The organism is Maribacter ulvicola, from assembly GCF_900155985.1.
GTDB lineage: Bacteria > Bacteroidota > Bacteroidia > Flavobacteriales > Flavobacteriaceae > Maribacter > Maribacter ulvicola.
In genome coordinates, this window is sequence record NZ_FTMA01000008.1 from 57,706 (window position 1) to 78,221 (window position 20,516).

The following is a 20,516-nucleotide window of genomic DNA, read 5'->3' on the forward strand; positions in this document are numbered from 1 at the left end:
TTAAAGATGTGGAACTTGAAATTATTCCGGAATTAGCCACCAGAAGGGCTTCATTTTTGCTTTGTATATAAAAGCATAATGCAGCGCAAATTTTAACCAGTGACCAGCTAAACCTATTTCTCCAAAGGTTTTACCTAATTTACGACCTTGAGTATTGGGGTATTTGTTGTAATCAGGTACAATGGGGTAGGTGGTAATACTCACGCCACTACCTTTTGTCATGCCATAACCTGCAGAAGCAATACATGCAGCACCCATGTTGCCTAAAGACCCTTTATGATGTAAATCTTTTTTTCCGTTAATAATATCGATAATATTATCTGCGACCAATTTTGCGGTAATACCAGAAGGCATACCCGTACGGGGTGGGGCAGGAGAAATAGAAGTACCATTTTTGCTTACTCGAGGTTTTGATATAGCATGTGGAGGCGCAAAAGCTATACCAGGGGCAAAAATATTGTTGTATGAAGGATTTTGATAGGTTTCCGGCCAATCTTGTACGCTCCATTCTTCATAGGGTTTTGGTGTGTAATCTGCGTCAACAAGCATAAACCCTTTAAAAAGTTTTTCGGTAATATCTTCGTTATTCTTATCAAAGGCTTTAAAACCATGACCAGAAAATGCAGGTATTAACATGGCAAAGTCATATGTTTCAGATTTATACTCGCCATCTAGTGTTTCATAATGAGCTATGCCATCTTCAATTTTGTTTACTCCGGCGCCAAGAATCCATTTAATACCACGGTCTTCAAAAATCATTTCAACCATTTCGCTAGATTTCATGATGTTGTCTCCATAACTAAGTAGCACACCATCCATACCAAAATCGCCTAACTGATATTCATTGGCAATCCAAATAACTTCAGCTTGGTCACGTACATTATGTCTTCTAAGTTCTTGCTCTACATTTAAAATATATTCAAAAGCTGCGCCTTGGCAAGTAGATTTTGCGTGTCCGGTACCAATTAAAATTTTAGCTTTCTTACCCTGTTTCATTTGCTGAATCAAATCATCTAAAGCATGCCATGCGTGTTCTGCATGACTATAAGTACATACAGAGTAGGCTTTATTAGTGCCAGGATTTAGACCCTCAGTCATATCAAAGGCTAGTTTTGGTCCAGTAGCATTTATGAGGTAGTCATAGGTGACATTTTCGGTATTTCCTTTTTGTTGACCATTAACGTATTTAATCTTTACGAACGCACTTTCAGTTTCTGCATCACCTTCTGGGTGAAATGTAGTCACAAGCGCTTGTTTAAAATTTATATTTTTTTTCTTGTATAATGGAGGCAAGGGAAATAGAATTTGGTCAGACTTCATACGACCGATACCAACCCAAATATTAGACGGAATCCATTGATAATTACTATTTGGCGAAACGACTAATACTTCATGTTCTTTCGATAATTTTCGACGTAAATGAGCTGCTGCAACATGGCCAGAGATTCCTGCACCTAGTATGACTATTTTTGACATGACTTTAAGCTTTAAATTACAAGCTAAGGTCTCTTTTTAAAGTAAGTCTTACAGTAACTTTTGTTACATAAAAAGTTTAATAATATATAATGTGGTAGTGCTATTGGGCTAAAACAAACAATTATTTAATTGTTTGATATTGTGTCTTTTATGTTTTTTTTTGGGGTTGGATTAATATTGACATCTTTAAAGTAAATAAATCAAGGTAAGTTGATCAATATCATATTTTATTTTGGGATGAATTTTTAGTTTTGCCCAAGAAATTTAAATGTATAAATTATGAGGGATAGTTCTAATACCATAATCTATATAGTTGCGGGTATAATACTGCTTCATTTTGTAGTAGGTTTTGTTTGGCTGATATATAAAATGAATAATAAGAAAGATAATTAGGATTTTTCGTTTATGATTTATTTAACTTATTATAAACCATTTTAGCTAAAACAAGACCTGATGCTCCTCCTATAGCAGATACTACTAAATTGGTTATTAGACGGAACCCATCAAAATCTCCATTGTTCATTATTGACCACGGATTAAAACCTAACCTACCAAAAGTCTTAATGAAAAGGATACTTCCAAAAACCCCAACAATTGTATTGCCAATAACACCATACGAGTATTTCTGAATGAGAATGCCTGTAGCATTTGCGGCAATAATCCCTATAAGAATACTGATTAATGAAATTAATGTACCTGTCATAATTTTTTCTTTAATCTAATGCCCATAATCCATATGGTCTATTTTTCCTCCCATTAACCTTTTTTGCACAATGAAATAGATAATTAATAAAGTGAACCCAATAAAACCCCAAGTTAAAGCTACAGATAAACCATAATTAGCTGACGCTGTATTATAAATGGTTAAAGGCTCGTTCACTGAATTTACTGAAGGTAAAATTACAGGAAACAAAGATGCTAATGACGATGTAATTCCGCCTAATATCAGTAATGTAGAGAGAGCAAAACCATGTATGTCTTTCCTTAATTTTTTGATGAAGAATAAGCCAATGAGCCCGTTAAGATAAATAAGTGGAAAAAATATTAAATAGGGTTTTTCCTTAAAATTATCTAACGAATTAGGGTTAACTATTTGCCACACTACTAAAGAAAAAATGGTTAGTGCTGCAAGCGCAATATTAAGTTTAAAGATGATATTTTTAAGCTTACCGTTTATGGAAGAATTGGTTTTAAGAATTATCCAATTTGCACCATGAATAGCTAAGGTGACTACAGAAATTAAACCGATAATGATCGTAAACCAATCTATTATTCCTGGATGATCTGATAAAGGGCTAAAGCTACTGTTCCATAAAGGCAAGAAAAAATAATGTCCTTCGTATACCGACACTCCATCTTCAACTCCTCCTAGGTTAACACCTCTAACTACATTACCTAAAGCAATTCCAAAAAATAAGGCGAGTAGTAAACTGGAAATTCCAAAAGATTTATCCCAAATATCTTTCCACATTTGAAAATGAAATTGACCTCTAAATTCCAAACCTATAGCTCTAAAAATAATGAGCCATAAAACAATTATTAATGGTAGGTAAAAGCCACTAAATACAGAAGCATAAAAAGTAGGGAAAGCCATAAATAGTAGACCTCCAGCGGCAACTAACCAAACCTCATTAGAATCCCAGAACAAACCCGCAGATTTTGCAATGACTTCTTTGTCCTTTTCCGTTTTTGCAAAAAATAAATGAATGATTCCTGTGCCAAAATCATACCCATCTAAAATGAAAAATACCGTTAAAACTATAGCAATTGCTATGAACCAAAATGTTTCCATAATTTAATGTGTTTGGTGCTTAGGACCTTGATTAATTGTTTTACCCACTAAGACTAAAAACAAAAGTCCTAATAACATATACAAGGCTACAAAACCAAGTAAAGTAAATAAGGTGTTACCTGATGAAACTGTAGGAGAAACCCCTTCGGTTGTTCTTAATAAGCCATAAACCAAATAGGGTTGTCTACCTAGTTCTGCCGTATACCAGCCAGTAAGATTAGCTATGTATGGGAATGGAACCAAAAACATAATAGACCAAAGTATAGCTTTTGATGTGTAAAGTTTATTACGCCATAATAAAAAAGCAGCCAATGCCATTATAGCCATAAAAACGGTGCCTAAACCAACCATTATATGGTAAGAATAGTACAAGGCAGGAATGTTATCGGGTAATTCTTCTTCTTTAAATTTATCCATTCCTACTATTTGCCTATCCCATTCTTGATAAGTCAAAAAGCTTAATATATTCGGTACAGCAATTTTATTATCTAGTTTCTTTTCAACCATATTAGGTTGTCCAATAAGCACAATTTCGGCACCGGCCTCTTCAGTTTCAAAAATACCCTCCATGGCGGCAAAAGCTGCAGGTTGATATTTAGCCACATTTTTGGCATTCCAATCTCCCGTAGGAAAAGCAACCAAAATACTAGACACTAAACCAAATATCACTCCGGTTTTCAAAAACAGTTTACCATGTTCAACTTGCTTATTTCTTAGAACATAAAAAGCACCGATACTAGCTACAACAAAAGAAGAAGTAACAACGGATGCTAATTGATTATGTAAAAAAGCAGGTAAGAGCCACGGGTTGGTAAATAGTGCAGAGAAGTTTTCTAAAACGAATTTACCGTTTTCTAATATTTCATATCCAACGGGGTGTTGCATCCAAGCATTGGTCGCTAATATGAACCAACCACTTGCCCAAGACCCTAAGAATACTAGAAAACCTGTTAATAGGTGGAGTTTTTGCCCCATTAACTTTTCACCAAAAATAAAGAGCGCTAAAAAGGAAGACTCTAGAAAGAAAGAAAACATACCTTCCATAGCCAAGGTCTGACCGATAATACCACCTGTAAGTTCAGAGAATTTTGCCCAGTTAGTACCAAATTGAAATTCCATGGGTATGCCGGTTACGACACCCATGGTAAAGTTGATGGCAAAAATTTTCATGAAAAATTTAGCCGAATCATTATATTTTTCAATCTTATTTCTAAGGTATTTCCATTTAAAATAGACTATCAATAAAGATAGGCCCATGGTTAACTGAGGAAATATATAATGGAATGTGATAGTAAAGGCAAATTGCAATCTATCATAAAAAATCATGTCTTCCATAGTCTATATATTTTATAATATCTAGTATGATAACAAAAGTAAACAACACCTGATTTTTAAAGGTAACCAATGTTACATATTTGAAGAAAAATCAAAATTAAATAAGTATTTAAACCTAAATTGAAGAGCTTATAGAATAATGTATTTAAATTCTTATTTAATACTATGTATTTATGGGCAGAATTCTCAATTTACAAAATTTGGGGCAAAGAAAAATCCCTAGAAAATGTATGAGCAAATTCTAGGGATTTAGAGATATCAGCGTTTGACTTAGTCTTTATATGCAGACAGCATCCAAACTAATTTTTCCTGTTGTGTAATATAATCGCTCATTAAAGAAACGGTACCTTCATCTTCTGCCTCAGCAGCAATTTTAAGGGTAGCTCTTTCCTTTTTCAATAAGATACTTAGGCTCTCTAAAATATTGTCTACAGCCTTGTCGCCATCTACAACATTTTCGCTGGCTTTAATTTCAGAATGATCAGTATACTTTGTGAAAGTGTGAATAGGAGTATTGCTTAGTGTTAGCACACGCTCCGCTATTTCATCGACCTTGATCAAAGCATCATTATATAACTCCTCGAATTTAAGGTGAAGTTCAAAAAACTTCTTTCCTTTAATATTCCAATGAAAACCTCTTAGATTCATATAGAACATTTGATAATTAGATAGTAAATCATTTAAATGATTTGCGATATCGTTAGATTCTTTTTTATCTAGACCGATATTTGATAAATTTGAATTTGTCATAATTTGGTTTTGTAATTGTTTATTTTTTCGCTTAGGTCGTATACCTCGGTATTATGAATTTGTTTTGATACAATGCTTGATCCTGCAGCACTTCTATAGCCGCCAGCACAATGTATTACAATTGGTTTGTTCGTCGGAATTTTGTCGATAGCATTACGTAATTCATTTAAAGGTATATTAATTGCGCTATCAAAAAAATGACCGTCATTGAATTCACTTTTGTTCCTAATGTCTACAATGGTATAATTTTCTTTGTTTTTATCAAAATCGGTAAAATCAAATTCATCTTCTTTTTCATAAACCTTGTGTAATGTTAAAACAGCTTTTACTTGACTTTCATAACCTATTTTGGCTATTCGTTCAAGTAATGCTTGCTTGTCATTTATGCTTGCCACGACAATATAGAACGGTTCTGAAGGTTCAACAATAGACCCTAGCCAAGTTTCAATTTTATCATCAATATTTCTAGCCATGATATTAATGGAATTTGGTAAATGATTTTTCTTGAATTCTGCCTTATCTCTGGTATCTATGACCAAAATATTCTTTTCAATTTTGAAAGCTCCTATTTGTAAAGGAATTTGAGAAATAGCGTCTATATTATTTGGAGCACCTGTTTTATTGATAGCTACATCATGCCCAAAGTAAGATGGAATAAAAGGCTGGTCTTTTAAAATATGGTCAACAAAATCTTCTTCAGTTAATGTTTTAAAAGCCCAATTTCCCATGCGTTCATTCCTCAAAGTACTAGAAGAATCGCTACTCATATTCTTACCACATAAAGAACCTGCACCATGGGCAGGGTAAACTAAGGTGTCATCTGAAAGATGATTGAATTTGTTTTGCATAGTGTGGTACATGTCTTTTGCCAATTGCTCGCGTTTAGCTTTCATGTTCCCCGCTTTTTCCCTTAAGTCTGGTCTACCAACATCTCCAATAAATAAAGTATCTCCGGTAAACATTGCTTGTTTATCGTCGTTACCTTTTGCAACAATGGTAATACCGTCTGGTGAATGCCCAGGAGTATTAATTGCCGTAAAGGTTACATCATTCATTTTAAGAGTAGCGCCATCATCAAATGTTTTATGCGGATAATCAGCACCTACCAACTCACTCACATAAATTACAGCATCAGTCTCTTTATGTATTTGTAAATGGCCACTAACGAAATCAGCATGAGGATGCGTCTCGAAAACGGCAACAATTTTAGCATTGTTTTCCTCGGCAAATTTATAATATGGTTCTGGATCTCTAGATGGATCTACTAAAGCCATTTCATTGCCACTTAAAATTGCGTATGAATAATGAGCCAACGGTTTATCTTCAAATTGTTTAATTATCATAAGAACAGTTTTTAACGATTAAAAAAGAATCGGTTTTGAAAACTGTTCAAAACCGATTTCTATATAATTATATAGATTTTTTGGCAAGGTACCAATCGACTTTCTCTAAAGTATCATCCTCCAATCTAGCGTTAAGCTCATCTAAAGTTTTTGGAGGGGATACAATAACCTTATAACCTCTTTTCCAATCTAAGGGCATGGCAACTTTATGTTTGTCAGAAGTTTGTAAAGCATCTAATGCACGAAGTATTTCATCCATATTTCTACCTACGTTTAGTGGGTAATACATTACCAATCTTATTTTTTTCTTAGGATCGATAAAAAATACAGCTCTTACTGCAGCTGTTTCACTTTCGTTAGGTTGTAACATGCCGTAAGCTTTTGAAACCTTCATGTCTAGATCAGCAATAATCGGGAAGTCGAAATACACTCCCGTATTTTCTCTTACATTCTGTACCCAACCTAAGTGTGCGTGAACACTGTCTATACTTAAACCTAAAAGTTCAGTATTAAGTTCATCAAATTCACTTTTACGAGTTGCAAAGCCGCTCATTTCTGTGGTACATACAGGTGTAAAATCAGCAGGATGCGAAAACATGACAATCCATTTGTCTTTTGCAAAATCAGACATTTTAATTTTTCCCTTAGTAGTAACTGCTTCAAAATCTGGAGCCATGTCACCAATTCTAGGCATAGAAATCACTTGTTCCTGTATATTATTTTCGTTATTAATAATAAGTATTATTTATAATTTTTTTAATTTATGATAAAATTAAGTTATGAATAGCGTTTGTAATGTAACCTTGGTTACACACATTATTTTTTAACATTTTTTTACAAATACAAGCAGGTATAACCTTTTAGAATAGCTTTGATAAATAAAATGTAGTGTTACTAAGATTATGTTAGTTATGTGACTAATGTCACATTTTAAACCAACATGGTCATTTAATTTTGCAGCATGAAGTTGTCAAGCTTTACGATAGCAATAATGTTCACTTTCATTTCTTTGGCAAGTAGTTTTAAGACTGCCAGCGTTATGAGCTATTATGCTGTGTTTACAAATGATTTCGTAGAGCGTTTCTGCGAGAATAAAGAACGACCAGAATTAAAATGTGATGGTAAATGTGCTTTATCTCAAATGTTATCTCAGAAGGCTGATGACGAAAAAACACCAATTAATTTAGACTTGCTTAAAAACGAAACAGTATTTTTTATTGGATCGTTGACTACATACGAGTGTGTACAACTATCTAGAAAAGTGTTGCATAATGTAAAGTATCGTGTGCTTTACGATTTTCATTTCTTTGAGCGTATCAAACATCCGCCAGAAGTTTAAGGTTTTTACTTCAATCTATTGTATCTAACGCCTATTTAATAGGAAGTTGGATAGTATTTCAATTAATTAAAAATTTAAACAATGAACCTAAAATATCTTTGGGTACTAGCGGTATTATTATCGACACCCTTACTTTACGCACAAAATTTATCAGGAAAAATTATCTCTGAAATGGACCAGCAACCGCTTGATGGTGCTCATATTCTAGCTAATAACGGATTAGCAACATATACCAATTTTGATGGCGATTTTGTTCTGAAAAATGTAGAAGAGAATGTAATCTTGACCATATCTTATGTTGGCTATAAGACCGTAGAATGTCAGGTAATTAACATTAATTCCCCAATAGTAATCACCTTACAAGAAGCGCCTATTGCTATTAACGGAGTTTTAGTGACAGGAAATATGAAAATTGATCCGGTACTTACTTTAGAGACCAATGATTATGTCAAGAGAATAGTTCAGCCTAGAAATGTAGCCGATCTTTTTAATGATGTTAATGGTTTTTCGTTGATTAAAAGAGGTAATTATGCAATTGATCCTAGTTTTAGAGCAACGCAATATGAACAGTTAAATGTGCAGTTTGATGGTGGTACAAAAGCTATGAATGCTTGTCCCAATCGTATGGATCCCATAACTACCCATGTAATACCAGAAGAAATTGAAAAAATTGAAATAATAAAAGGACCATACTCTGTTAGATATGGTGCTACTTTTGGTGGTATCGTTAACATGGTAACTCAAAAACCGACTGTAGAAGATTATGGGCTGCATGGTAGTGCAAGCGGGGGTTATGAAAGTAACGGTAATTCTATGGTCTCCATGGCAAGGTTACAACAGGCAACTGAGCAATATGATATAGCAGGTAATATAGGTTTTCGAGATTTTGGTAATTATAAAGATGGTAACGGTACAGAAATTCCGTCTTCTTTTAGAAGCTTTGATTACGGAATTAAAGCGGGTGTCAATTTTACTGAAAATCAAAGACTACAAGCGCATTGGCGACAGTCTTTTGGGCGCGATGTTTTGCATGCCGGTTTACCCATGGATACTGAAGAGGACAACAGTAGTATTCTCTCTTTAGATTATAAATTAGGTAGTCTGCTAGGTCTTATTGAAAGTATAGATTCTAAAATTTATTATAGCTATGTAGATCATGTAATGACTAATTACAATAGACCAACTTTTATGATGACATCTGCGATTTCTGCTATTGATGCTACCACGGCAGGTGGTAAAGTAGAATTAAAATTAAAACCGACAGACAATCTTGCGCTATTTACGGGTGTTGATGTTTTGCATATTGCACGAGATGGCAATAGAACACGATTAGTGAAAAGAAATGCTATGGGAACTTTAGATACACCCTTAACATTTGAAGATAAGGTATGGCAAGATTCATATATAAATGATATTGGTTTTTTTGCAGAAAGTAAATACCCCATAACAGAAAAAACCATGCTAACAGCAGGTGTGCGTTATGATAATGTTACTTCTGATGCTAACGATCCAGAAGCTGACTTTGCTGCTTTATACACTGACCTAGATAAAAGAACTGAGCATAATTTTAGTGGTACAGCTTCAATAAAATATGTGGATTCTCCACAATTTATTATGGAAGTGGCGTATGGTCGTGGTGTTAGATCTGCAAATATGATTGAACGTTTTATCAATCATTTTAGCGTAGGTCAAGACGCGTATGAATATGTTGGTAATCCTAATTTAGAGGCTGAAGTAAATAATCAGCTTGAGGTAGGTTTTAAAGGGAAGATGCCTATTTCAGAAAATACTTCAGATAGGTTCAGTTATAGTACTTCTTTCTATTACTCGTTATACGAAAATTATATAGTGGCTATAATAGACGAAACGCAAACAAGAAAATTCATGCCAATGAACCAGCCATCTAATGCAAAGGTTTTTAGAAATTTAGATGATGCATATAAGACAGGTTTTGAAATTATGGCAGGTGTAGACTTTTGTAATCATTTCAATTTTACAACGAAACTTGCTTATGTATATGCTAAGAATAATGACTTAAATGAGTCATTACCTTTGGTACCACCTTTAGTTACAAGATTTAAATTGGGCTATGAAAAAGAAAAGTTTTGGGTAAATGCAGAATATAGACTGACTACAGAGCAAGATAATATTGCGTTTTCTTTTGGTGAACAGGTTACACCAGGTTATGAAATAATGGATTTACGTTTGGGTGTAATACCAATGAAAAACCTAACCTTAGGCGTTGCGGCATTAAATGTTTTTAATAAAACATATAGTAATCACCTCAATTTCGCATTTAATAATCAGGCAGATTTTGGAACAGAACCCATTAATGACCCTGGAAGAAACCTATCGGTTTTTGTTCAATATGAATTTTAATAGATGAATATAAAAAAGGGACCAAATATGGTCCCTTTTTATGCTTTAGTACCGGTAAAACGAATTACCGAAGCATCACCATTATGGTAAAGTCCTTCATTCAAAACTATTTCCTTTTCTTCTAAAATTTCAAAATTTATTCCATTAAACTCATCTTTCACATCATCAATATTATAGAGCATGTCTATATTTTTTGGTCCGCCAGAAGGTTTTCCAAGTTGATTTTTAGAGAACGCCTCAAAAATGATATGTCCGTTCGGTTTTAATGATTTTAATAGATGTTGGTTTGCTTTCTTTCTAATAGCTGCAGGAAAATGTACGTAACAGAAGGCGATTACATCAAACTTTTTAGTAGTATTAAATTTAAGAGCATCAATTACTTGATAATTCAAGTTCAAATTATAAGTAGCTGCTAGTTTTTTAGCTTTAACCATTGCAGATTCACTAAAGTCGAAAGCTAAAACTTCCCAACCTTTAGATAGTGCATAGACGGCATTTCTACCTTCGCCTTCAGCAGGCAGTAAAATAGAACCTACTTTTAATTTATCTAATTGTTGTTTAAAGAATACATTTGGTGCGTTTCCGTAAGCATAACTTTCTTCGTCATAACGCTGGTTCCAAAAATCTTTCATGTGGTAATTATTTATGGCATAAAAATATATCCGTCCATTTGGTAATTGGCAAGTACCATCATTGCAGAAAGACCCAGCTCTGTATGTTGGTTTAAATCTTCAGCGCCAATACCTCTGGCAGCTGTAGCTTGGGCACAAACATAAAACTCCACACCATATTCTTTTAGAAGTTTAATTACTTCTGTATTAGGGTTTGGTTTTTCATATTTAGCCCTATATTTTTCGTCGTTTAATGCCGTAAATGTGGCACCACCATGAATAGCGGCAACAATATTAACTTTGTCAGCGGTTATACCATTAGCACCTAACATATTTATTAGCCGTGCTATTTTAAAATAACCAATATTTGAACCTTCCATTTCACGATCATCTTTTAGGTCAAAAACGATATTGTATTCTTTAGAAGAATCTGGCATTGTAGCCAAATTTTTGAAATCTTTAATTTTTCCGTAACCATCTATTACAGGGGTCGTCCATTCTTGTGCAGAAGTTAATTGTAATGTCATAAGTATAATTAAAAGTAGAAGTAATTTTTTCATGTGCTCGTTATATTTAAAATAATAGTCAGGCTATTTAAAAATTATTGCGTTAAAGAGTTACTAATGTCCGTTTTTTTTTAATTTAATAAAAATAAGTTTAGGTAATTAATGCAAGTGTAACCTAGGTTACAGTAAAAATGAAGATATTATTACAAAATGGTTATTTACTTTAGCTTAAGATGATGTTCTATGGATGATTTACGAAATGTGTTAAAACTATTCATGATAGTTTTCGTTTTAGTTGGCTTGATATTTTTATATCTTTTTAAACATGAGCCCAATAAAAGTAAAGACATTTTAACTGAAACTGAAGAAGTAGTTGAGGAGAAGGTTTGGCAACCTAAAGATGCTATTTCTGAAATAGAAAATATGCCTTTAGAAGTTAAAGAAGGATATTACTTAATTGCTAAGACTTCAAAGTTTATGGGTCCTGGGGCAGAAAAAGCTGAAGACAGGTATAGCGGTAACAACTTGGCATGTTCCAATTGTCATTTACAAAAAGGGGCACAGGCAGGTTCAGGTTCATGGGTAGGAATTTTAGAACGTTTTCCACAATTTGGCGGAAGAGGCAATAAAGTGGGTACTATTGAAGACCGAATTAATGGTTGTATGGAACGTAGTATGAACGGTAGAATGCTTCCGCCAGATTCAGACAAACTTGTGGCTATTGTTGCCTATATGAATTGGTTGAGTGAAGGAGTACCTGAGAGCAGGAAAGCGGAGTTCAAAGGCTATCCAAAAATTAAGATTCCAGATGAAAAGGTAGACTTAGCTAAAGGTAAGGAAGTGTATACTAGGGAGTGTATTAGTTGCCATGGTAATGATGGAGCAGGGGTTTTAAGCCCTGTAGATAATAGCAGCTATACCTATCCGCCATTATGGGGAAAAGATAGCTTTAATGATGGCGCTGGTATGCACCGTGTAATTACAGCTGCTGAATTTATAAAAAGTAACATGCCCTATTTACAAGCAACCTGGGAAAACCCTAAACTGACCGATGAGGAAGCCTATCATGTAGCTGGCTATATCAACAGTTTTACCAGACCTCATAAATTAAATACAGAGAATGATTACCCAGATAAAAAGCTAAAACCAGTATCTACACCGTACGGACCTTGGGTTGATGATTTTTCTCCTGAACAGCACAAATACGGTCCTTTTAAACCCATAATGGATTTGTACAAAAAGCAATATGGTATTTTAAAGACAAAATAGTATTGCAGGTAACATCAATTCTTTATCAGAAAATATTTGTATTAACTTTAACACGTTTAAGTAACAAATGTTACACACGGTGATGGTGCTTTACCTTAATTTCGTCACTGCATTGAAAACTAATACAAACATAGCGTTATTACTTAGCTTTATCTTTTTAGCAAAACTTATTGCTATAGAAGCAAATGCTTTGAACATTATATTGGGTGAAAACGTAATAGCTTTGGTAAAACCGAATTGTAAAAAGAAGAACACGTTAAGACCAACCAAGGATTCAACATATATTTCGGCAGGAGTTTTATTGGCTGATAAAGTTTTAGAAATAAATGAATTTTGTAACTCTCAGTTTAGTCTAGAGTTGTTTACTTGGAGTACTAATAATACAAAACCGTTTAGGGTTATCAATGAACATTTTTCTTCACGTCTAGATTATCGCTATTTGGATATAGCTTTTCCACCACCTCGTTTGGTTTAAGTCTTTATTGCATTTAGATTAATTTAAGTCGGTGGCCATTCATTGTTTCTAATACCTAATAATCATGGTAGGAGCTATCTTTCAGGACCATCGCAAAATCAAGTTTTTTAAACATATTATTAATGACGACGAAAATTTTAATAAGTCGCCGTTCCATACAGCTATTACGTGTTTTAGTAAGTGGTATTTTCCTGATAGCAGGAATTAGCCATTTACTAAAAATAGATAAAACGGTAAAACGTATAGAGATGGCCAACTTTGGGAGTATTGCCTATTTTTTTGGCGATCCTCACTGGTTAGTGGTGCTCTCTGGCATGGTTATGATTACGGCAGGTTTTTTATTCTTAATTGGATACAAAACAAAGTGGGCCGCTATGGTATTATTGGCGGTTTTAATACCCATAACACTAACAATTCAAGTAGGGCAAATAAGCACACTTGGACCATTATTTAAAAATATAGCAATTATAGGGGGACTCCTATTTTTTATACAAAATGATACCGAAAACTTTTAAAATAAATTAAAATGAAAACATACATATTTAGTTCATTGTTAGTAATGATAATGCTATTCAATACAACAAATACAAAAGCTCAAGACCTAGATCGTAATAAGAATAATTATGTGGTCTTAACCAAGAAAGTACCTCAGTTACAGCCCATAATCTTAACGGCCCAAGCACTCAAGGCCGAGGAGGGTGATAAATTTGGCGATTTTCAGGTAATTATTTGTGGGCCACTTATAGGCGAAATAACAGATACTGAAAAAATGGGCAACTTTATTGAACAAGCACAAAAATTTAAAGTACAATTGCTTGCGTGCGGATTTTCACTTGATAAATTTAAAGTGGATAGAACAAAAATTCCAAGAGAAATCAGGATTGTAGAAAACGGTATTCTGCATAATTTTCAACTTCAGAATAAAGGATATAAAAGCGTAAGTCTATAATTATGAAAAACTATAAAATCAGCATCTTAAAAGCTAGTATCTTTTTAGGTGTTATACTATTTAGTGTAGCCTGTAAATCAGGAAAAAAGAATCTATTTGATAATAATACGACCAAAAATGACACTTTAAGCATTACAGTTTTACAAACTGCCGATATTCATGGGCAGATGGATATACACCCGGAATTATTTTGGGAAGATGAAAAAATTGTCTTTAAAAACCGGGGAGGTCTTGCTAATATAAAAACACTTTTTGATCAAGAACGTAAAGCAAACCCAAATAAAACCATAATTGTAGATGGTGGAGATTTAATACAAGGTAGTGGTTATGCAGCACTATCAGAAGGTAAAGTCATGCAAGATGTTGTTAAAAATATGGGATATGATGTTATTATACCGGGCAATTGGGAAGTTGTCTATGGCAAAGATGTGATGAAGGAAATCATGCGAGGTTATAAAACCGATGTCATTGTACAAAACATGTTTAATGAAGACGATGAACAACCATTATTCCCTGCCTATGCCGTTAAAGAAATAGACGGTATTCGTTTAGGTTTTATCGGTATTAATGATCCAGATGTTCCTGTGAGACAAAACCCAATATTTAGCAAAGGTATTGGTTTTAGCGGTCTTGATGGTAATTTAAAAAAAATGGTGGATGACATTAAGGCCAAAGAAAATATTGATGTCCTTTTTTTGGTGACGCATATTGGAATATTTAAACAATTAGAATTGGCTAATAACCCAATAGCAGAAAATGTAGACTACGTTTTAGGTAATGATACGCATGAACGCGTTCGCGAAATGATTGAAGGCAAATACGCAAAAATAACTGAACCAGGTGCTTTTGGTTCTTTTGTGGGAAAGCTAACCCTTCATTTTGTAGACGGTAAATTGGTTGCGGACAAGTATAACCTAATAGATGTAGATCCAGAAATATATCCTGCAGACAAAACCATTCAAGCACTTGTAGATACCAAAAAGGAGCCGTTTAAAGAAAATCTAGAAACCATTGTTGGCTATACAAACACACCAATTTATAGATATTTAACTGTTGAAAATCCTATGGATAATATGATTACTGATGCTGCCCGATGGAAAACGGGAGCAGATATCTCTATTTCAAATGGCTTTAGATTTGGAAATCCAATTGTACCACAAGACGAAAAACCAGCTCCTATCACAAGAGCTAATTTATGGAATTTATTGCCAGTTAACGAACCAATAAAAACAGGAAAAGCGACTGGTAAACAAATTAAAGATTGGTTAGAAAAAGAAATGCATAATGCTTTTTCTCAAAACCCAACGGAACGTTTTGGCGGTTGGCTTGTTCGGTTTTCTGGTATGAAGGTCAATTTTAATAGTCAGAATGAAAAAGGTAAACGAATAAATACTATAACGGTAAAAGGAGAACCCATGCAAGATGATGAATATTACACTATTTCTGCTTGTGTACGGCCAGGTGACCCAATAGATAATTTATGTAGAATGGCAAATGTTAAGGATGTTGAAGTTAAAGACTATACCATTCACGAAGCAGTAGAGGACTATTTAAAGAAGAATTCACCGGTATCTCCAACTTTGGAAGGTAGAGCATATTGCGACTACCTTGGCGAGTATTCTTTTTCAACCGTTCCACAAACCGATTATAAATTTCATTAGAATAGGATATTAATTGTTTTAAATGATAGATAGCAATAGAAGGTGTAAGTTTTTTTATGTTGACTAGAAACTCATTTCTTCTAGAAATTGCAACTGTGTACAGATATTTGAAAAATAATTGAATGAAAGTCCTTTGTATTTGAAAGAATTGATTCAAATTTTTGATTTACAGCACTATAAACCTATAGTTATCAAATAAATAATGGATTAAAGAAGGTGAAAACAATATTTTTCTGAAGTAAGAATTGGATTTTGACAACAGTTTTTGTTAAATTTTACCTTGCCGGCTTATCCATAGTAGTCATAATTTTGAACAATAGGGGTATAATTGGCAATTAGTTTAATGAGGCTGAAAATGAAAAATTGACACCTAAAAAAGAGGAGCTATCCTAAGATAGCTCCTCTTAATTTATACATTTGATCCTTTCATCATTTTATTCCAGTACAAGTAGGGGAGTCCGTATTTTTTAAGCATCCATAACCTCCAATGTTCTTTAGAAGAGTCGTTAATTAGCATTCTCTTCAACTTAGGGTCTGGCGTAAAGTTGTTATCATAATCAAATTCTGCCAATACCATTTTACCGTAATCGGTAACCAGTGGACAAGATGAGTAGCCATTATATGCTTTGGTTCCTATTTTATGGGTTTTTATTAATAAATCTAGATTGTCAACTACAATAGGCACTTGTTTACGTATGGCAGCTCCTGTTTTTGCTGTTGGTAATGCAGCTACATCACCAAGACTAAAAATATTAGCGTATGTATTATGCTGCATGGTTTTATGATCTACATCTAACCACCCGGCGGCATTTACTAGGGTAGATTCTTTTACAAATTTAGGAGCAACAGAAGGCGGTGCGGTATGCATCATATCATAATGAATACCATAGCGATTACCATCTACCGTTACTTTCACATCTTTATAATTGTATTGAAATTTCTCATCTAACTTTAATTCATCCATTTTATTGCTTGAAATTACAACACAACCACCAGCAGTAATTTCTTGCCCCATTTCATACCAAGCAATTTTTTTATCACCATCTACCGCAACCAATTTATGGTGAAATCTTAGGTTGATATCCTTTCTATCTACAACCTCCATTAAGGTCTTGGCAATTTTCTTTACTCCGAAAATGACAGTTCCACCCGTAGCAAAAATGACATCGGTTTTCTTTCTAACCCCACTTTTTCTAAAGTGGTTCTCTGCCAAATACATTATTTTTTGTGGAGCTCCACCACATTTAATAGGTGTTGTGGGTTGGGTGAACAAGGCGGTACCACCTTTAAAGTTTTTAATAACGTTCCAAGTATGATTAGGGTCTGTATAATTACTACAAACCACTCCTTTATCTATAGCTTCACCTAAGCCGGGTACTAAGCTAAAATCATATGCAAGACCTGGTGCAACTACTAAATAATCGTAGGTAATATCTCCTTTAGATGCAGTGTGTACAATATTATTATCGGGGTCAAAACCAGTAGCTTTATCTTTTATCCAAGTAGCATTTTTGGGCATAACCGATGACATAGGCCTAGCCGTTTTTTCAAAATCATACGTACCGGCACCTACTAAAGTCCATGCCGGTTGGTAATAATGTGTATCTGCCGGTTCAATAATTGCGACATCTTTTGCTTTTTTTTGAGAGATTAGCTGCGCAGCCACCATAATACCTGCCGTACCACCTCCAATAATCAATACCTGATGATGTGAACTCATTTTGTTATTATTGTTTATATCAATACTATAAATATAACGGATATAAAATATATAATACGTAACTAATGTTACATAAAAATATCAACAAGATACCTACGGATTGAGTAGTAGTATTCTAGCGGTAACCTTACTTTTTTATTTTACAAGTATTTGCACCTATTAAAGTGTACAATGGGCAAAAACTTACGAAAGAAGTCAATATAAAAATACCGGCAACGGCTAATACAATATAACCTAAAGCACCGGTTACGGCACCTGTAAAAAATGCAATTAGAAGCACCGCTGCAATAATATATCTTATGAATTTATCTGTAGTTCCCATATTTTTTTTCATAACACTTGTTTTTAATAGGTTTCTGTAATGTTGGCAATCTTTAGTAGACATATTAAACAGAAGATCTAGTTGATAAATCTTAGCCTTTACCAAAGTACTATAATCTAAGTACGTGGCATATGACATTGGTCAGCTTAAAATTAATGGTGAAACATGGTTTCTAAAGTAACTTTGGTTACAACGAGACCATTATTATTATTACAGTATTTTTGCAAAAAGCAATAGAGGAATGGAAGCATATGTAGAAGCATTTTTTAAAGCGATAACGGGAACATTAAGTTGGACATGGAAATCCATCATTTTCGATGTACCCTGGTATCTTAACTATTTCTGGGGACTCATTTTAATATCACTTATTGTTTGGGCACTTGAAATCTTTTTCCCCTGGAGAAAACAGCAGGGTGTTTTTAGAAAAGATTTTTGGTTAGATGGCTTCTATATGTTTTTCAACTTCTTTCTATTTGCCATAGCCATAAGTGGCATATATAAATTGTTGCAAGTGTTTTTTGAAGATATAGGTGTAAAGGCTGATAGTTTAGCCATTATAGATACCTCTAGCGGGCCAATGTGGGGTCAACTATTGTTATTTTTTGTGGTGTTGGATTTTGTACAATGGTTTACCCACACGTTATTGCACAAATATGCTTTTCTATGGAAGTTTCATCAAGTGCATCATAGTGTAAAAGAAATGGGTTTTGCAGCTCATTTACGTTACCACTGGATGGAGAACATTCTTTATAAACCTTTAAAAACTTTTGGTGTAATGATACTAGGCGGGTTTGAGCCAGAACAAGCTTACATAGTACATTTTGCAGCAATTGCCATAGGACATTTTAATCATTCTAACATAAAGATTACTTGGGGACCATTAAAATATATTTTAAACAACCCTGTAATGCATTTATACCATCACGCGTATGACTTACCACCAGGTACCTATGGTGTTAATTTTGGTATTAGCTTAAGCTTGTGGGATTATATTTTTAAAACCAATTACATACCAGAAGAAAGTGGTGATGTAAGATTAGGTTATCCAGGAGATGAGGATTTACCACAAGGGTTTTTAGGGCAGTTATCGCATGGTTTTAAAACAAAGAAGAAGTAACGGTTAATCACTTCTTCTTAAAGTTTCATTATAATTTAGTCAGATAGTTTACCCGTGGCGCAGCTTACAAAAGACTTCGCTTTTGAAAAAACGGAATTATCTTCATCAATACTAGGATAGCCAATAGATTTTAATTTGGTTTTTACTGTAGTAATATCTTCTTGGTTTATAGCATTAAAAGAAACCGAAGATGTTTCAACATTTACCGATACATTGGTAACATTGGAAATTTCTTCTAGTTTTGATATAATTGTTTTGGCACAGCCACCACATTTTAAATTTTGAATAGGAATTATTGATGTCATATCTTATTTATTTTGTTCCTGGTTAAAAGTTATACTCCATATACCTCTAACTTCATTCTCTTTATAACCAGTAGCCTGATCATACGGGTATTTGTCATTCAATAGAAGGGTAACTTTTGGATCTATATTCGTCTCTGGGACTCCATGACAATTTAAGCACATGGTATTGGTAATAATAGGGGTATAGAATTTAGTAGTTCCGTTTTCATTCATTAATATAGGTTGGTAAGACTCGTTGTTATTAATTTTTGATTTAAAAAATTCAATATACTCAAGCTCTTCTTTGTTTGCCTGGTTGTTGGTATTTCTAGGTTTGTCACTTACCCTTCTAATTTTTGCATTGTGCTCAACAGCCATGCTATCTGTAAGTGGGTACGCCTTTTCATTACAAAATTCTACAGCACCTACAGCACCGCTTTTTTGTAAACTGGCCATTAGGTTTTTGCCTAAAACTTTTTGGGTACTCTGGGCATATGATTTTCCTTTTTCGAGAAGAACACTATCATTAATAGTAGCAATTTTGCTAGTTTCTATAGTATTTGTGGTCTCTACTTTATTTCCATCTTTTACTTTTGGCGAATCTTTACAGCTTAGCACCAAAACAACCGCTAGTAATAAAAATATCTTTTTCATGAGTATAAGATTAATAGTTAATTAAAAGGTTTTTAAGATCCATGTTGTTTTATTGTAATCTACTTATAATCAGTTGATTAATAAATACGAAGTATGTACTTGGTTTAATTCCAAGAATTATATCCCCCTTTTAAATCATATACTTGTGCAAAGCCCATTTTTAATAATTTGTGAGCAGCCTTTTGGCTTCTTGCTCCAGATCTACAGTAGACATAAACTGGTTTCTCTCTATCTAATTTTTCAAAATAACTATTGAAATTTCCAGCATTGAAAATATCAACGTTTATTGCTTTTTTAATGTGACCGCTATTGTATTCAGATGGTGTTCTAACATCAAAAGGTTCAATGTTGTTAGTTACAATTTGCGTTGCATATTCCTTCTTGTTCAGTACGGTGATAGTACCTGTAGCTTCTTGAGCTTTTTTACCAAAGAGTGCGCTTAAAAATGACATAGTTTTTAGTTTAATTAAAATTTAATAAAAGATCGAAACAGTCTTGATATTTGACCGTTTCTTTCAGTAACCAACCAATAAA

At 33.8% G+C, this 20,516-nt stretch carries 22 protein-coding genes; 8 read left to right on the forward strand and 14 right to left on the reverse strand.

Annotation, left to right across the window (positions count from 1 at the left end; all coding sequences use genetic code 11):
- Positions 1-21: 21 nt before the first annotated feature.
- From BW936_RS16435 to BW936_RS16465, 7 genes are all read right to left on the reverse strand, one after another.
- Positions 22-1,476 carry an NAD(P)/FAD-dependent oxidoreductase gene (locus BW936_RS16435; RefSeq protein ID WP_076550316.1) on the reverse strand — a complete coding sequence of 485 codons (1,455 nt, stop codon included), beginning with the start codon at positions 1,474-1,476 and terminating at the stop codon, positions 22-24.
- Between the two features lie 403 nt (positions 1,477-1,879).
- Positions 1,880-2,179 (reverse strand): hypothetical protein, encoded by a 300-nt coding sequence (locus BW936_RS16440; RefSeq protein ID WP_076550319.1) that lies wholly within the window; start codon positions 2,177-2,179, stop codon positions 1,880-1,882.
- Positions 2,180-2,194: 15 nt separating this feature from the next.
- Complete coding sequence (gene cydB / locus BW936_RS16445; protein ID WP_076550322.1) at positions 2,195-3,268, reverse strand: cytochrome d ubiquinol oxidase subunit II; 1,074 nt, start codon at positions 3,266-3,268, stop codon at positions 2,195-2,197.
- A 3-nt stretch (positions 3,269-3,271) separates the two neighbouring features.
- Positions 3,272-4,603: a cytochrome ubiquinol oxidase subunit I gene (locus tag BW936_RS16450; RefSeq protein WP_076550325.1), complete on the reverse strand. Its 1,332-nt coding sequence runs from the start codon at positions 4,601-4,603 to the stop codon at positions 3,272-3,274.
- Positions 4,604-4,873: 270 nt separating this feature from the next.
- On the reverse strand, positions 4,874-5,353 hold the full coding sequence (locus BW936_RS16455; protein WP_076550328.1) for a Dps family protein: 480 nt from the start codon (positions 5,351-5,353) through the stop codon (positions 4,874-4,876).
- A complete protein-coding gene (locus tag BW936_RS16460; protein WP_076550331.1) occupies positions 5,350-6,696 on the reverse strand; it encodes an MBL fold metallo-hydrolase in 1,347 nt (448 codons plus the stop codon). Before BW936_RS16460 ends, BW936_RS16455 begins: the two co-directional genes overlap by 4 nt.
- Before the next feature lie 67 nt (positions 6,697-6,763).
- Positions 6,764-7,432 carry a peroxiredoxin gene (locus BW936_RS16465; protein ID WP_394333596.1) on the reverse strand — a complete coding sequence of 223 codons (669 nt, stop codon included), beginning with the start codon at positions 7,430-7,432 and terminating at the stop codon, positions 6,764-6,766.
- Between the two features lie 225 nt (positions 7,433-7,657).
- On the opposite strand from BW936_RS16465, the gene BW936_RS16470 reads away from it, so the two are divergent.
- Together BW936_RS16470 and BW936_RS16475 are read left to right on the forward strand one after the other, a co-directional pair.
- Entirely contained in the window at positions 7,658-8,035 is a 378-nt protein-coding gene (locus BW936_RS16470; protein WP_143744205.1) for a hypothetical protein, read from the forward strand.
- An 81-nt stretch (positions 8,036-8,116) separates the two neighbouring features.
- Positions 8,117-10,414 carry a TonB-dependent receptor gene (locus BW936_RS16475; protein ID WP_076550340.1) on the forward strand — a complete coding sequence of 766 codons (2,298 nt, stop codon included), beginning with the start codon at positions 8,117-8,119 and terminating at the stop codon, positions 10,412-10,414.
- 38 nt (positions 10,415-10,452) lie between these two features.
- Here BW936_RS16475 and BW936_RS16480 read toward each other — a convergent pair whose 3' ends face one another.
- A complete protein-coding gene (locus tag BW936_RS16480; RefSeq protein ID WP_076550343.1) occupies positions 10,453-11,046 on the reverse strand; it encodes a class I SAM-dependent methyltransferase in 594 nt (197 codons plus the stop codon).
- 11 nt (positions 11,047-11,057) lie between these two features.
- Positions 11,058-11,585 carry a DsrE family protein gene (locus BW936_RS16485; RefSeq protein ID WP_076550345.1) on the reverse strand — a complete coding sequence of 176 codons (528 nt, stop codon included), beginning with the start codon at positions 11,583-11,585 and terminating at the stop codon, positions 11,058-11,060.
- A 189-nt stretch (positions 11,586-11,774) separates the two neighbouring features.
- Between BW936_RS16485 and BW936_RS16490 the strand changes: the two genes are divergently transcribed.
- From BW936_RS16490 to BW936_RS16510, 5 genes are all read left to right on the forward strand, one after another.
- A complete protein-coding gene (locus tag BW936_RS16490) occupies positions 11,775-12,800 on the forward strand; it encodes a c-type cytochrome (RefSeq protein WP_076550347.1) in 1,026 nt (341 codons plus the stop codon).
- A gap of 112 nt (positions 12,801-12,912) precedes the next feature.
- Entirely contained in the window at positions 12,913-13,275 is a 363-nt protein-coding gene (locus BW936_RS16495; protein ID WP_244156253.1) for a hypothetical protein, read from the forward strand.
- Between the two features lie 122 nt (positions 13,276-13,397).
- Positions 13,398-13,790 carry a DoxX family protein gene (locus BW936_RS16500; RefSeq protein WP_076550349.1) on the forward strand — a complete coding sequence of 131 codons (393 nt, stop codon included), beginning with the start codon at positions 13,398-13,400 and terminating at the stop codon, positions 13,788-13,790.
- A gap of 11 nt (positions 13,791-13,801) precedes the next feature.
- A complete protein-coding gene (locus BW936_RS16505; protein WP_076550352.1) occupies positions 13,802-14,224 on the forward strand; it encodes a sulfur reduction protein DsrE in 423 nt (140 codons plus the stop codon).
- A gap of 2 nt (positions 14,225-14,226) precedes the next feature.
- Positions 14,227-15,885 carry a bifunctional metallophosphatase/5'-nucleotidase gene (locus BW936_RS16510; RefSeq protein ID WP_076550355.1) on the forward strand — a complete coding sequence of 553 codons (1,659 nt, stop codon included), beginning with the start codon at positions 14,227-14,229 and terminating at the stop codon, positions 15,883-15,885.
- Between the two features lie 409 nt (positions 15,886-16,294).
- Here BW936_RS16510 and BW936_RS16515 read toward each other — a convergent pair whose 3' ends face one another.
- Both BW936_RS16515 and BW936_RS16520 read right to left on the reverse strand, forming a co-directional pair.
- Positions 16,295-17,605 carry an NAD(P)/FAD-dependent oxidoreductase gene (locus BW936_RS16515; RefSeq protein ID WP_076550357.1) on the reverse strand — a complete coding sequence of 437 codons (1,311 nt, stop codon included), beginning with the start codon at positions 17,603-17,605 and terminating at the stop codon, positions 16,295-16,297.
- A gap of 127 nt (positions 17,606-17,732) precedes the next feature.
- Positions 17,733-17,939 carry a YgaP family membrane protein gene (locus tag BW936_RS16520; protein ID WP_076550571.1) on the reverse strand — a complete coding sequence of 69 codons (207 nt, stop codon included), beginning with the start codon at positions 17,937-17,939 and terminating at the stop codon, positions 17,733-17,735.
- Positions 17,940-18,168: 229 nt separating this feature from the next.
- Between BW936_RS16520 and BW936_RS16525 the strand changes: the two genes are divergently transcribed.
- Positions 18,169-19,044, forward strand: coding sequence for a sterol desaturase family protein (locus tag BW936_RS16525; protein WP_076550359.1), 876 nt, complete (start codon positions 18,169-18,171; stop codon positions 19,042-19,044).
- A 35-nt stretch (positions 19,045-19,079) separates the two neighbouring features.
- Here BW936_RS16525 and BW936_RS16530 read toward each other — a convergent pair whose 3' ends face one another.
- The 3 genes from BW936_RS16530 to BW936_RS16540 all read right to left on the reverse strand — a co-directional run bounded on the left by BW936_RS16530 (position 19,080) and on the right by BW936_RS16540 (position 20,434).
- Positions 19,080-19,349 carry a heavy-metal-associated domain-containing protein gene (locus BW936_RS16530; protein ID WP_076550361.1) on the reverse strand — a complete coding sequence of 90 codons (270 nt, stop codon included), beginning with the start codon at positions 19,347-19,349 and terminating at the stop codon, positions 19,080-19,082.
- A 3-nt stretch (positions 19,350-19,352) separates the two neighbouring features.
- Positions 19,353-19,982, reverse strand: coding sequence for a Tll0287-like domain-containing protein (locus tag BW936_RS16535; RefSeq protein WP_076550364.1), 630 nt, complete (start codon positions 19,980-19,982; stop codon positions 19,353-19,355).
- Positions 19,983-20,086: 104 nt separating this feature from the next.
- Positions 20,087-20,434, reverse strand: coding sequence for a rhodanese-like domain-containing protein (locus tag BW936_RS16540; RefSeq protein ID WP_076550367.1), 348 nt, complete (start codon positions 20,432-20,434; stop codon positions 20,087-20,089).
- Positions 20,435-20,516: the final 82 nt, after the last annotated feature.